Source organism: Kitasatospora sp. MMS16-BH015 (assembly GCF_002943525.1).
Classification (GTDB): domain Bacteria; phylum Actinomycetota; class Actinomycetes; order Streptomycetales; family Streptomycetaceae; genus Kitasatospora.
This window is the reverse complement of the sequence record NZ_CP025394.1, coordinates 7,309,946-7,322,178: the sequence shown is the minus strand read 5'-3', so window position 1 is coordinate 7,322,178 and position 12,233 is coordinate 7,309,946. Positions and strand designations below refer to the sequence as shown.

The following is a 12,233-nucleotide window of genomic DNA, read 5'->3' as shown; positions in this document are numbered from 1 at the left end:
TGACGCCTTCGGCACCCGTACAGGCCCGGTGCAGGTCCGCGCCGGGTCGCCGTGGGAGAGTGGGGGTGACCGAAGGGAGCGGGCAGATGCTGATGGAGAAGGTCGCGCAGATCCTGCGCGAGGCGTCGGCGGAGGCGGTGGAGCCGCGGTTCCGCGCCCTGGCGGCGGGGGAGGTGCTGGAGAAGGCGCCCGGTGAGGTGGTGACCGTCGCCGACCGGGAGGCCGAAGCGATCATCTCCCGGCGGCTGCGCGAGCTGCTGCCGGTGCCGGTGGTCGGCGAGGAAGCCGTGTCGGCCGATCCGGAGCTGGCCCGGGCGCTGCTGACCGAGGAGGCCGCCTGGCTGGTCGACCCGGTGGACGGCACCACGAACTTCGTCGCCGGCCTGGCGGACTACGCCGTGATGGCCTCCCTGGTCCGCGCCGGCCGCACCGTGGCCAGCTGGATCTGGCAGCCCGCGCACGGCGTCGCCTACGCGGCGGAGCTCGGCTCCGGCGCCTGGCGGGACGGCCACCGGCTCACCCGCCCGGCGGCGGGCGACCAGCCCGAGAAGTGGCGCGGCATCCTGAAGAGCCGCTACCTCGACCCGGCCACCCACCACCGGTTCCAGACCAACGCCCGCAGCTTCGGCGACATCTGCGGCGGTCGCAGCGCCGCCGGCATCGAGTACCCGCTGATCGCCACGGACGAGCTGGACTTCATCTTCTACTGGCGCACCCTGCCCTGGGACCACTCCCCCGGCACCCTGCTGGTCACCGAGGCCGGCGGGGTCTGCGCCCGATTGGACGGCGAGCCGTACCAGCCGGAGCCCCCGGGCGGCACGGACGGCCTGCTGGTGGCCGCCGACCAGGCCACCTGGGAGCACGTCCGCGCCGTCCTGGCCCGCTGAGCGTGTCCGGTCGCACCGACCGGACCCGCCCGGCCGGACCGGGTACGCCCAGCCGACCCTCGCCCTCGTCCGACACGGACCCGCGGCAGCGCCGGAGCGCCGACCCGGCCCCGGTCTGCCGCGCAGCGACGTCTCACCAGAGCACGGGCAGCCGCTCCGGCAGGCGCTTGATGAAGCCGGGGCGCCAGGCCAGCTGCTCCACCGGCAGGGCCAGCCGCAGCTCGGGCAGCCGCTCGACCAGGGCGGCCAGGGCGATCTCGGCGTGGGTGCGGCCCAGCGCCGAGGCCGGGCAGAAGTGGCGCCCCGCGCCGAAGGCCAGGTGCGGGTTGCTCGCCCGGTCGAAGTCGATCGTCTCCGGCTCGGGGAAGACCTCGGGGTCGTAGTTGGCCCCCTCGATCAGCACCAGCACCAGCTCGCCCGCCCGCACCAGCACCTCCCCCACCTGCACGTCGGCCATCGCCAGCCGGGGCAGCGCGTCACCGATCGAGAGGTTGTAGCGCAGCAGCTCGTCCACCGCGCGCCCGATCACGGCGGGCTCCCGGCGCAGCCGCTCGGCCAGCTCGGGCCGCTGGGCCAGGTGGATGATCGCGTGCAGCAGGAAGGAGGAGGTGGAGACGGCGCCCGCGCCGAACAGCGACAGGGCCACGGTGGCGAGCAGCTCGTCGCTCACCCGGTCGGCCGCCTCCGGCGAGCGGCGCAGCGCGGCGAACCGCCCGAGCAGCCCCTCGGTGGGCTCCGGGTCGGCGTTCAACTGCCGCATCATGTAGCCGAGATCGCGGTACCAGTTGGGCGTCGAGCCCTCGAACACGGCCGGGCTGGTGATGAAGGCCAGGTCGATGCCGGACATCAGCCGGCGCCAGTCGTCGGTGGGGATGCCGAGCAGCCGGCAGTGCAGCGCGGCGGAGTACGGCTCGGTGAACCCGTCCCGCAGGTCGGCCGGCGGGCCCTGCCGCACCAGCACGTCCAGCAGTCGGTGCGCCTCGGCCTCCAGCCAGCCGCCCAACTCCTTGTCGGCGCGCGGCGAGAGGGTCTTCATCACCGCCTCGCGCAGCCCGGCGCTGTTGATGTTGCCCATGTTGTTGACCACCTCGGGCGGGATGGTCAGCGCGTACTGGCGCGGCACGCCGGGGTTGGCGGTGTCCTTGAGGCTGAACCGCTCGTCCTCCAGCACCTGCTTGGCCAGTGCGTAGCTGCTGACCAGCCAGGCTTGGTCGCCGGTCAGGGTGGTCACCTTGGCCACCGGGTGCTTGCTGCGGAGCAGTTCGGCCTCCGCCGGCAGCACGTCGCCGCGTCGGTCCAGCGGGAAGGTGAATTCGGCCTGGGTCATGGGGAGTTCGTCTCCTGATCGGGGTGGTCGTTCGGTGGTTCAGGCCGCTACGGGCTGGGGCCGGTGCGCCTTCGGCCGGATCACGGCGTACGCCTGGCCGGGGGCGGCCCGCAGGCCCTCTTCCCGTCCGAACAGGACGGGAGTGAGCGGGAGTTGGACGTGGTAGCAGGCCACGGAGCTGGGCTTGCCGAGCAGGCTCGGAGTGTCCAGGAAGAACGGCAGCTCGGCGGCGATGTAGGCGACCCCGGCGGCGAGTTCGGCCGGGGTCACCTCGGCGCCGAGCCGGGCGGCCAGGAAGGCCCGGGCCATCCCCTCGGTGGCCTCGCGGAACTCCCGGTCGGCCTCCAGCGCGGTCAGCACGCTGCGGTGCAGCCGCTGGTAGGCCGGGTCGCCGGTGAAGGCGGAGAGCCCGTGCACCCCCACCCCGGGCAGCCCGGCCGCCTCGACCCCGCGCTGGATCCGGCGGTGGGTGGTCTTGATCTCCTTGGCGGCCCGCCGCCGGGCGTGCTCGGGGCCGTAGCCGGCGGCGACGTACTGGGCCTCCACCTGGAGATCGGCGTAGACGATGTCGATGGACTCGAACAACTCGCCTGCCCAGAGGAGAAGTTCGGCTATGCGCTGGTGGCTGAAGTAGCTGTTGCCGGGGCTGACGCCGATCAGGAGGTGGTCACCACGCTGCCAGATCCGCCGGCAGTCGCCGGAGTAGGGCAGCGCCTCGAAGGCGAGGCGGTCGGGGCGAGGGGCGGTGACGTCGAGGGCGGTGGTGCTCAGGAGCAGGTCACTCATGGTGCGGGCCTTCCACGGGGCAGGGCGAGCACAGGACGGGGCCGAGCCGCGCGCACACGCCGCCGTCGGCGCGACCGGGGCAGGGTGCCGCGCCGGTCGGGCCGCCGATGTCGGGCCGGTGGTGTTCGAGACTCGGAAGGTGACACGAGATGCCACGGGCGCCGCGCGACGGCGGTCGCGCCCGGGCGAAGTCTCCCTTGCGCCGCTAGTCCCGAGGAGCCGTGTGCTCCTGGTGTGGCGGCGACTACCCGAAGTTACCGCCGGGGTTCACCACATCCGCAAGCCCCTGCTTCCGGTTGGCCGAAAACCTTCGTCAGGTCGGCCGAAAGGGGCTGGACAGAGCTCCGACGGTATGTCCACTGACTCTCAACTTCCCTGGTCAGTCATGGTGTTGACCAGTCATGCGGCACCGTCGACTGCCACTGTGCTTTCCTCCAGACCCGGGCGCCTTTCCGGCCACCCGGGTTGGAGACCACGTCTTCGGCCCCGTCAGGCCTCGACCGCGCGGCCGGCCGCCACCACCGCCGCGAGCAGCCCGGCGAGGGCGGCGGGCGAGGTGTGCGGATTGAGCAGGGTGAGCTTCAGCCGCACCCGGCCCGGCCCCCGGCCGGGCAGCTCGGTGCGGCCGACCACCGCCTGGCCGGTGCGCAGCAGCACCCGGCGCAGTTCGGCGTTGCACCGGTCGGCCTCGGCCGGGTCGCCGCCCATGGGCCGGTAGCGGAACACCACGGTGGTGAGGATCGGCGGGCAGTGCAGCTCCAGCGCGGGCTCGGCGGCCACCGCCTCGGCGGCGGCCAGGGCCAGGCCGTGGCAGGTGTCCACCAGCTCGCCGAGGCCGGAGTGGCCCAAGGTCCGCAGGGTGACGGCGAGTTTGAAGGCGTCGGCCCGGCGGGTAGTGCGCAGCGAGCGGCCGAGCAGGCTCGGGTAGCCGGCGAGTTCGTCGTCCTCGGGGTTGAGGTAGACCGCGCGGCGGGTCAGCGAGGCGTACGAGGCGGCCCGCCGCACCAGGAACACCCCGGCGGCGGTGGGCTGCCAGCCCAGCTTGTGGAAGTCCAGCGAGACCGAGTCGGCCCGGTCGATCCCGGCCAGCAGCGGGGCGAGCTTGGGCGAGAGCAGCGCCCCGCCGCCGTACGCCGCGTCCACGTGCAGCCAGGTCCCGTACTCGGCGGCCAGATCGGCGGCCCGGTGCAGCGGGTCGACGGCCCCGGTGTCGGTCGTCCCGGCCGTGGCCACCACCGCGATCGGCGTGCCGCCCTCCTCCGTGGTCTCGGCCAGGACCTCCGCCAGCGCCGCCGGGTCCATCCGCAGCTCCCGGTCCACCGGCACCGGCCGCACCGCTCGCTCGCCGAGCCCGAGCAGCGCAGCGGCCCGCTGCACCGAGAAGTGGGCCGCCTCCGAGGCCACGATCACCGGCCGCAGCCCGCTCGGCAGCCCGTCCAACTCCACGTCGGTGGGCAGGATCTGGTCCCGGGCCAGCATCAGCCCCATCAGGTTCGACTCCGTGCCCCCGGAGGTCAGCACCCCGGCCGCCTGCTCCGCCGGGAACCCGACCAGCGCGGCCAACTCCCCCACCAGCGTGGTCTCCAGCGTGGTGGCCACCGGCGCCTGGTCCCAGGAGTCGAGCGAGGGGTTGAGCGCGTTCACCGCCAGATCCGCCGCCACCGCGACCGCCAGCGGCGGGCAGTGCAGGTGCGCCGCACAGGCCGGCTCCGCCGGATCGGCGCTCCCGTAGGCCAGGAACTCGGTCAGCCGCAGTAACGCGTCCGGCTCACCGCCGGCGGCCTGGTCGACAGCCTCGTAGCCGACCCGGTGGTCAGCCCGGAGGTCGGCCTGGTGATCAGTCCGGTGGTCGCCCCGGTCAGCCCGGAGGTCGGCCCGGTGGCCGAACACCGCCGCCGCCACCTCGGCGAGCTCCGCCGGGTCGGCGGCCGGCACCGGCCCGCCGCGGCGCGCCGCCCCGGCCGCCAGCCCGGCCAGCACCTGCTCGACCAGCGGCTCGAGCGCGGCCGCCCCACCGACCCCGCCCGAGAGCGCCGTCCCCGCCCCGAGACCTCCCGTCGAACGCCTGCTCACCGGGCACCCTCGCCCGCGCTCGCCGCCTCGATCGCGTCCGTCAGGCGGTCGAGCACCGCCTCCACCTGCTCGTCCGTGATGGTCAGCGGCGGCAGCAGCCGCAGCACGGCGTCGTGCCGCCCGCCGAGCTCCACGATCAGGCCGCGGCTCAGGCAGGCCGCGCGGACCCGGACGGCCAGGGCCGGGTCGACCGGGTGGGCACCGCAGCTGTCGGGCTCGCCGGTCGGGTCGACCAGCTCGATGCCGAGCATCAGGCCCCGGCCGCGGACCTCGCCGATCACCGGGAGGCGGTGCTGCGCCTCCCGGAGCCGGGCGGTGATCCGCTCGCCGAGCCGGGCGGCCCGCTCGGCCAGGCCGTGGGCGGCCACGTACCGCAGGGTGGCGGCGCCGGCCGCCATCGCCAGGGTGTTGCCCCGGAAGGTGCCGGTGTGCGCGCCGGGCAGCCAGCCGTCGTACTCCTCGCGGTAGACCACCACGGCCAGCGGCAGGCTGCCGCCGATCGCCTTGGAGAGCACCATCGCGTCGGGCACCACCCCGCTGTGCTCGACGGCCCACATCGCCCCGGTCCGGCCCACGCCGGTCTGCACCTCGTCCACGATCAGCGGGATCCCCCGCTCGGCCGTGATCCGCCGCATCTCCCGCAGCCAGCCGTCCGGCGCGGGCACCACCCCACCCTCGCCCTGCACCGCCTCCAGGATCATCGCGGCGGGCGGCAGCACCCCGCCGGAAGGGTCGTCGAGCAGCCGCTGCACGTAGGTCGCGGCCAGCTCGGTGCCGCGCTCGCCGCCGACCCCGAACGGGCAGCGGTAGGCGTAGGGGTAGGGCAGCCGGGTGGTCTCGCCACCGCTGGGCAGGGGGGCCTTGACGGCCACGTTGGCGGTGACGGCGAGGGCTCCGGCGGTCATGCCGTGGTAGGCCCCGGTGAAGGCGAGCGCGCCCCGGCGGCCGGTGGCGGTCTGCATCAGCTTGAGCGCGGCCTCGACCGCGTCGGTGCCGGCCGGGCCGCAGAAGTGCACCTTGGCGCCGGTGGCGAACTCCGCTGGCAGGGAGGCGAAGAGGGCGCTGGTGAAGTCGTCCTTCTCGGCGGTGGCGAGGTCGAGCAGGTGCAGCGGGGCGCCGCTGTCCAGGGTGCGCCGGATGGCGGCGAGCACCTCGGGGTGGTTGTGGCCGAGGGCCAGCGTGCCGGCGCCGGAGAGGCAGTCCAGGTACCGCCGGCCGTCGGCGCCCTCCACCGTCATGCCGTGGGCCCGCACCGGCACGATCGGGAAGGACCGCGCGTACGTCCGCGCGGCGGACTCGCGGACGCGCTGGCGGCGCAGGATGGCCCCGCCCGGGGTGGCTTCGGCGGCGTTGACCGGCTCGGCGGCAGGCTCGGCAGTGAGGGTCACAACGGCTCCCGTAGTTAGGTAAACCTAACCTTAGTGCCTGGTCAGAGTGGCCCCACCTCTGGGACCGAACCTCACCCGACCGGGTGACGACCCCTCGGAAAAGACCTCGAAGAACCGCGCTCTCGGCTTCCAACGACCGGGCCCGCAAAAGGTCACGTACGCTCCGCGCATGACCTACCAGAATCCTCGCCCGGGCTACCGGGACGACCCGGCCGGCGTCCGCGCCTTCTTCGCCGCCCGCGCGGCCACCTGGAACGAGCGCTTCCCCGAGGACGGCCCGCGCTTCGCCGCCGCCATCGCCGAACTCGGTCTCCGGCCGGGCCAGTTCGTGCTGGACGCGGGCTGCGGCACCGGCCGCGCCCTGCCGCTGCTCCGGGCGGCCGTCGGGCCGACGGGTCGGGTGCTCGGGGTGGACCTGACCCCCGAGATGCTCCAGGAGGCCGCCGCGCAGGCCGATTTCGCCGAGCTGGCCGCCGCCGACGTGCTCCGGCTGCCGCTGGCGGAGGCCACCGTGGACGCCGTCTTCGGCTCGGGCCTGGTCTCCCACCTCACCGACCCGGTGGCCGGCTTCCGCGAACTGGCCCGCGTCACCCGCCCCGGCGGGCTGCTGGCCCTCTTCTACCCGATCGGCCGCGCGGCGCTGGCCGCCAAGCACGGCCGCACCCTCACCCCGGAGGACGTACGCACCGAACCGAATCTCCGAGCCGCCCTGGCCACCGCGGGATGGGAACTCACCGGTTACGACGACCAGGCGGATCGCTTCCTCGCCGTGGCCCGCAGGATGTCCTCGCGCAGGGTGTCATCACACCCTCCCGCACTATAAATCTATACCGTACGGGGGGCCTTGCGGCAAGGCCCCCCGGGTGCCGCAGAATTGCCGACCTGAACCGGATATCCACGGAATTCCGCATTCGGCCGCCGCAATTCACCAGGAGCTCCTTTTGGTCCGCACCACCCCGTCCACCGATCGGCACGAGCGCGAACTGCTCGCCGAGAACGCGTACGTCGGCGAGCTCTACGACCGCCTGGAGGCGGAGCGCGAACTGGCCACCGACCGGCTGCGCGCGATCCACCGGCAGAGCGAGGGCGGCACCCTCCAGTCCCGGCTCGAGCGCGACACCCTGGAGATCCACCACACCCGCCGGCTGGCCGAGCTGCACGCCGCCGAGTACGGGCTCTGCTTCGGCCGGATCGACCGCACCGACGGCGCGCGGCAGTACATCGGGCGCATCGCGCTCGCCGACGAGGACCACGAGCCGCTGCTCACCGACTGGCGGGCCCCGGCCGCCGAGCCGTTCTACCGGGCCACCCCGGCGGCCCCCGGCCCGGTGGCCGCCCGCCGCCACCTGCGCTGCAAGGGCCGCACGGTGGTCGACTTCGACGACGACGCCTTCGACCTCGACCACCGCAGCGGCGCCGCGCTGAGCGGCGAGGGCGCCCTGCTCGCCTCGCTGACGGCGGCCCGCACCGGCCGGATGGGCGACATCGTCTCCACCATCCAGGCCGAGCAGGACCGGGTGATCCGGTCCGAACTCGGCGGCGTGCTGGTCGTCCAGGGCGGCCCGGGCACCGGGAAGACGGTGGTCGCGCTGCACCGCGCCGCGTACCTGCTCTACACCCACCGCGACCGGCTGGCCAAGCGCGGGGTCCTGGTGATCGGGCCGAACACCACCTTCCTGCGCTACATCGACCAGGTGCTGCCCTCGCTCGGCGAGAGCGAGGTGGTGCTGAGCAGCATCGGCACCCTCTACCCCGGCCACACCGCCGCCGGCGCCGACACCCCCGAGGCCGCGGCCGTCAAGGGCGGCGCCCGGATGGCCGGGGTGCTCGCCGCCGCCCTCGCCGGGCTCTGCCGACTCCCCGACGACCACTGGACGGTCACCCTCGGCCGGGGCTCCGCCCACCGCGAGGAGATGGCCGTGTCCCGGGCGCTCGGCGAGCGGGCCCAGGCCGCCGCCCGCCGTACCAACGAGCCGCACCTGCGGGCCCGGCCCGCCCTGGTCGAGCGGCTCACCTCCGAGCTCGCCCTGCGGATCGCCCGCGACCGGGCCGAGGAGCTCGACCTGGACGCGGTCGCCGACCTGGCCGACGAGCTGGTCGAGGACCCCGAAGTCCAGCGCGTGGCCGAGCTGTTGTGGCCCCGCCTCACCCCGGAGCAGCTGCTCACCGCCCTCTACACCTCCCCCGAACTGCTCGCCGAGGCCGCCCCCGAGCTCGCCCCCGCCGAGCGCGCGGCCCTGCTGCGGGCCGACAACCTGGCCTGGACGGAGGCGGACATCCCGCTGCTCGACGAGGCGGCCGAGCTGCTCGGCACCCCGTCCACCCGCCCGCGGCCGAAGCAACCGGCCTTCGACGCCGAGGAGTTGGCGCTGGCCGAGCGGGTGCTCTCGGACTTCGGCGAGGGACTGGCGGAGATCGACGCGCAGAAGCTGATGCAGCAGTACCAGGGCGAGTCCGCGCTCCGGCCGCTGGCCGAACGGGCGGCCGAGGACTGGCTCTGGGCCTACGGACACGTCATCGTGGACGAGGCCCAGGACCTCTCGCCGATGGCCTGGCGGATGCTGGCCCGCCGCTGCCCGGGCCGCTCGATGACCATCGTGGGCGACCTGGCCCAGACCGGCACCCCGGGCGGGCTCGACTCCTGGGGCGAGGCGCTGGACGCCTACACCGCCGGCCGCTGGCGCTCGGTCGAGCTCTCCGTCAACTACCGCACCCCGGCCGAGATCATGCAGGTCGCCGAGGCCACCCTGCACCGGCTCGACCCCGCCCTCACCGCCCCGCGTGCGGTCCGCACCGGCGGCACCCACCCGTGGAGCCGCCGCCTGCCCGCCGACAACCCGCTGCCCGCCCTGCTCGCCGCCGTCACCGAGCAGCTCGCCGCCCGCACCGAGGGCCGCCTGGCCGTCATCCACCCCCCGACCTACCCCGCCGAACTCCTCGCCGCCCTGGCCGAGTTGCCCGGCATGACCACCCCCGACTCCCCCACCGCCCTCGACTCCCCCGCCCTCCTGCTCACCCCGGCCCAGTCCAAGGGCCTCGAATTCGACACCGTCCTCGTCCTCGACCCCACCGCCATCACCACCGCCCACCCCCGCGGCCACAACGACCTCTACGTCGCCCTCACCCGCGCCACCAAACACCTCGGCGTCCTGCACACCGAGGACCTCCCGCCCACCCTCACCACCCTCACCCCTCGCTGACCGTCGGGCCCGCTGCGGGCCCGACGGCGAGCGCCCGGTGTGACAGGCCGGAGCGGCCCTAGACGTACGCCGGTTCGGGGAGGGCGCCGCTGAGGGCCCAGGTGAGGCCGGTGGCCGGGTCCTCCAGGGCGAGGTGGAGGTAGCGGAGTTCGTCGTCCGGCTCGCTCCAGGTGAAGCAGCGGAGGCGGGCGGCGAGGCCGCGAATCTCGGGCAGGGTGGTGGCGGCGGCGCCGGTCATCGCGGTGAGGACGCGCCAGAGGGCGAGCCGGCCCTGGGCGGTGCCGTGGGCGGGGGTGTCGGAGGCGGCGAGGACCAGGGTCGGGTAGGCGTGGCCGAGCGGGAGGTAGCCGCCGGTGATCCGGCGCGCCGTCGTCAGGTGGGCGATGGCGTCGGGGGCGGTGCCCCGGACGCAGACCGCGTCCAGCCAGGGGGCGTACCCGGAGAGCAGCCGGGTGGCGGCCAGGCCGGGGACGGTCTCGCCGCGGCCGGGCAGGTCCACCGGCCCGAGGCCCTCCAGGCTGCCGGGGAGCGCGAACAGCGCCCGGCGGGCACCGCCGGTCCGCAGGTACTCGCGGACCCGGTTGCGCTCCTCCCAGCCCGCGAGCTCCCAGGGCTCCAGGGCCAGCGGCACGCCCTCCGGATCCGGCTCGGCCCCCTCCCGGAGGTCCTCGCCGAGCAGCGCCCGGGTGTGCAGCACCAGCCGCCGCACCTCCGTCGGCCCCAGCAGCAGCGCCAGCCGCCGCCAGGAGTGCCGGGTGGCCAGGACCTCCCAGAGCGGGCCGGCGTCGTGGTCGCCGGCGTCCGCCGTGCTGCCCGGCCCGCCCTCGGCGTCGAACAGCCGGGCGGCCAGCTCGGGCGGCGCGCCGAAGGCGATCAGGTGGCCGAGCTGCCCGGCCTCCCGCAGCCGCCCGGCGGCCCTGGCCTGCCGGTGCCGCCCCAGCAGCTCCGTCCAACGCCCCTGGTCGGCCAATGTCCGCAGCCTGCGGTCCTCATAAGTGATCACATTTTCAGCGTACGGCGAGGGGTGCCGCAGCAGAGCGCGGCACACCCGAACCCAGGGGCCGCTCAGCCGGACGCTCCAGCGGAGCCCGCCGCACCGGCCGGGCCGGCGGCCTCGGTGGCCGTCGGGCGGCCCCGGCCTCAGGAGGGCTTGCCCCCGGTGAGCGCCCACCGCACGTCCACGAACCCGCTCTGCTGCTGCGTCAGCTTGCCGTCCTTGACCTGCTGGAAGGTGACCCAGGTGTCGGTGAGCCGGGGCGTCTCGGCGCTGGGCAGCAGGTCGGTGAGGCCCCAGGTGAGCGGCGGCGTCACCCCGCCGTCGGCGAGCGTGTCGTCGCCGTCCAGCTCGGCCCGCAGGGTGCGGGTGGTGAACGGGGTGCCCGCCGAGCTCAGCCGGTCGGCGGCCTGCAGCAGCACCTGGTAGGCCACCCAGGTGGTCTGCACGGCCAGGTCGGCGGTGGTGATCGTCTTGTCGGGGCCGGCCGTGGAGCGCAGGCCGTCCCAGACCGGGGAGCTCTCCGGCGGGTACCAGCCGGTGGCGAAGGCTCCGTCCAGCGGGCCGTTGGCGCCGCCGGTCGCGTCCACCACGGACTGCTGGATCGAGCCGATCACCGAGGCGAACTGGGTGTGGTGCGGGGCGGCCTTGCGCCAGGCGTCGAGCACCTTGAGGGTCTGCTCCGGGCCGAGCGCGTCGGTCACGCAGTTGCCCGACCTGTCGCCGTTGACGGCGCGGTGCACGGCGTCGGCGTAGTCGGCGTTCTTCTCACCCACCTTGATGTCGGTGAGCGCCACGCCGTCGGGGGCGAGCGCGGCCGAGAGGTAGCGGGTCAGGGTGTCGCCCGCGCCGCTGTCCGGTCGCAGCACCGCCACGCTCCGGCAGCCGGCCGCGACCAGCTGGCGCCCGCTGCCCGCGATCAGGCTGGGGGTGCCGCCGCCGACCGGGTAGGAGTACGGGCTGCTGAACTCCGGTGCGGAGAGGCCGTATCCGCCCAGGTAGGGGATGCCGGCGGCCTCGAGCAGCGGCATGAAGGTGTCGCCGTACTGGCTGTAGGCGCCGACCACGGCCACCGCCTTGGCGTCCACGGCCTGGTGGGCGCAGGCGGCCGCACCGTCCGCGGTGCCGTGCTCGTTGCAGGTGAGCACCCGCAGCTTGCGGCCGTACAGGCCGCCCTTGCCGTTCACCTCGGTGCCGATCGCGGCGGCGAGCGCGGTGACGCCGGGCCGGTCGTCGCTGCCCGTCCCGGCCGGGGCCCAGGTCATCACGACCACGTCACCCGAGGCGTCCTTCGTGTCCGCACCGCCGCCGGCCGCCCCGGCCGAGGCGCCGTCGCAGGCGGTGAGCGCCAGCAGCGCGGGCAGCAGCAGCGCGGCCCCCTTGACCGCGCGCCGCCGCCCGCCCCGTCTCGACGGCTCCGCCGCCCTACCCCTAACGGTCATGTCCTGTGCCCTCCCGTACCTGTGCCGCCGCGGGTCGGTCGCCCCCGGCGCGATCATGCGGCGGACAGCAAATCCGGTTCAGCACAAGGCCAGAGGGACGCGATGCGAACGTCAGGCGGACGGACAGGTAACAGCA

Annotated in this window: 9 protein-coding genes; 3 read left to right on the top strand and 6 right to left on the bottom strand. The window is 75.0% G+C overall.

The features are described from left to right. The first annotated feature begins 86 nt into the window (after positions 1-86). Positions 87-887 carry an inositol monophosphatase gene (locus tag CFP65_RS31300; RefSeq protein ID WP_104819335.1) on the top strand — a complete coding sequence of 267 codons (801 nt, stop codon included), beginning with the start codon at positions 87-89 and terminating at the stop codon, positions 885-887. 133 nt (positions 888-1,020) lie between these two features. Here CFP65_RS31300 and CFP65_RS31295 read toward each other — a convergent pair whose 3' ends face one another. The 4 genes from CFP65_RS31295 to CFP65_RS31280 form a co-directional block, all read right to left on the bottom strand. Further along, a complete protein-coding gene (locus CFP65_RS31295; protein ID WP_104819334.1) occupies positions 1,021-2,214 on the bottom strand; it encodes a cytochrome P450 in 1,194 nt (397 codons plus the stop codon). A gap of 39 nt (positions 2,215-2,253) precedes the next feature. Beyond that, positions 2,254-3,000: a tRNA-dependent cyclodipeptide synthase gene (locus CFP65_RS31290; protein WP_104819333.1), complete on the bottom strand. Its 747-nt coding sequence runs from the start codon at positions 2,998-3,000 to the stop codon at positions 2,254-2,256. Between the two features lie 489 nt (positions 3,001-3,489). After that, positions 3,490-5,073 (bottom strand): pyridoxal-dependent decarboxylase, encoded by a 1,584-nt coding sequence (locus CFP65_RS31285; protein ID WP_104819332.1) that lies wholly within the window; start codon positions 5,071-5,073, stop codon positions 3,490-3,492. After that, a complete protein-coding gene (locus CFP65_RS31280) occupies positions 5,070-6,461 on the bottom strand; it encodes a diaminobutyrate--2-oxoglutarate transaminase family protein (RefSeq protein WP_174805584.1) in 1,392 nt (463 codons plus the stop codon). Before CFP65_RS31280 ends, CFP65_RS31285 begins: the two co-directional genes overlap by 4 nt. A 169-nt stretch (positions 6,462-6,630) precedes the next feature. Here CFP65_RS31280 and CFP65_RS31275 point away from each other — a divergent pair, with 169 nt between their 5' ends. Then, positions 6,631-7,284: a class I SAM-dependent methyltransferase gene (locus CFP65_RS31275; RefSeq protein ID WP_104819331.1), complete on the top strand. Its 654-nt coding sequence runs from the start codon at positions 6,631-6,633 to the stop codon at positions 7,282-7,284. A gap of 118 nt (positions 7,285-7,402) precedes the next feature. Beyond that, positions 7,403-9,661 (top strand): ATP-binding domain-containing protein, encoded by a 2,259-nt coding sequence (locus CFP65_RS31270; protein WP_104819330.1) that lies wholly within the window; start codon positions 7,403-7,405, stop codon positions 9,659-9,661. A 58-nt stretch (positions 9,662-9,719) separates the two neighbouring features. Here the strand turns inward: CFP65_RS31270 and CFP65_RS31265 are convergent, their stop codons facing one another. Both CFP65_RS31265 and CFP65_RS31260 read right to left on the bottom strand, forming a co-directional pair. Beyond that, on the bottom strand, positions 9,720-10,664 hold the full coding sequence (locus tag CFP65_RS31265; RefSeq protein WP_158702449.1) for a hypothetical protein: 945 nt from the start codon (positions 10,662-10,664) through the stop codon (positions 9,720-9,722). A gap of 137 nt (positions 10,665-10,801) precedes the next feature. Then, positions 10,802-12,097 (bottom strand): ABC transporter substrate-binding protein, encoded by a 1,296-nt coding sequence (locus CFP65_RS31260; protein WP_158702448.1) that lies wholly within the window; start codon positions 12,095-12,097, stop codon positions 10,802-10,804. Positions 12,098-12,233: the final 136 nt, after the last annotated feature.

Bases quoted from the DNA above. Each gene is read 5' to 3' on its own strand.
- CFP65_RS31260 (WP_158702448.1), bottom strand. From the start codon at position 12,097: ATGACCGTTAGGGGTAGGGCGGCGGAGCCGTCGAGACGGGGCGGGCGG.
- CFP65_RS31275 (WP_104819331.1), top strand. From the start codon at position 6,631: ATGACCTACCAGAATCCTCGCCCGGGCTACCGGGACGACCCGGCCGGC.
- CFP65_RS31300 (WP_104819335.1), top strand. From the start codon at position 87: ATGCTGATGGAGAAGGTCGCGCAGATCCTGCGCGAGGCGTCGGCGGAG.
- CFP65_RS31295 (WP_104819334.1), bottom strand. From the start codon at position 2,214: ATGACCCAGGCCGAATTCACCTTCCCGCTGGACCGACGCGGCGACGTG.
- CFP65_RS31290 (WP_104819333.1), bottom strand. From the start codon at position 3,000: ATGAGTGACCTGCTCCTGAGCACCACCGCCCTCGACGTCACCGCCCCT.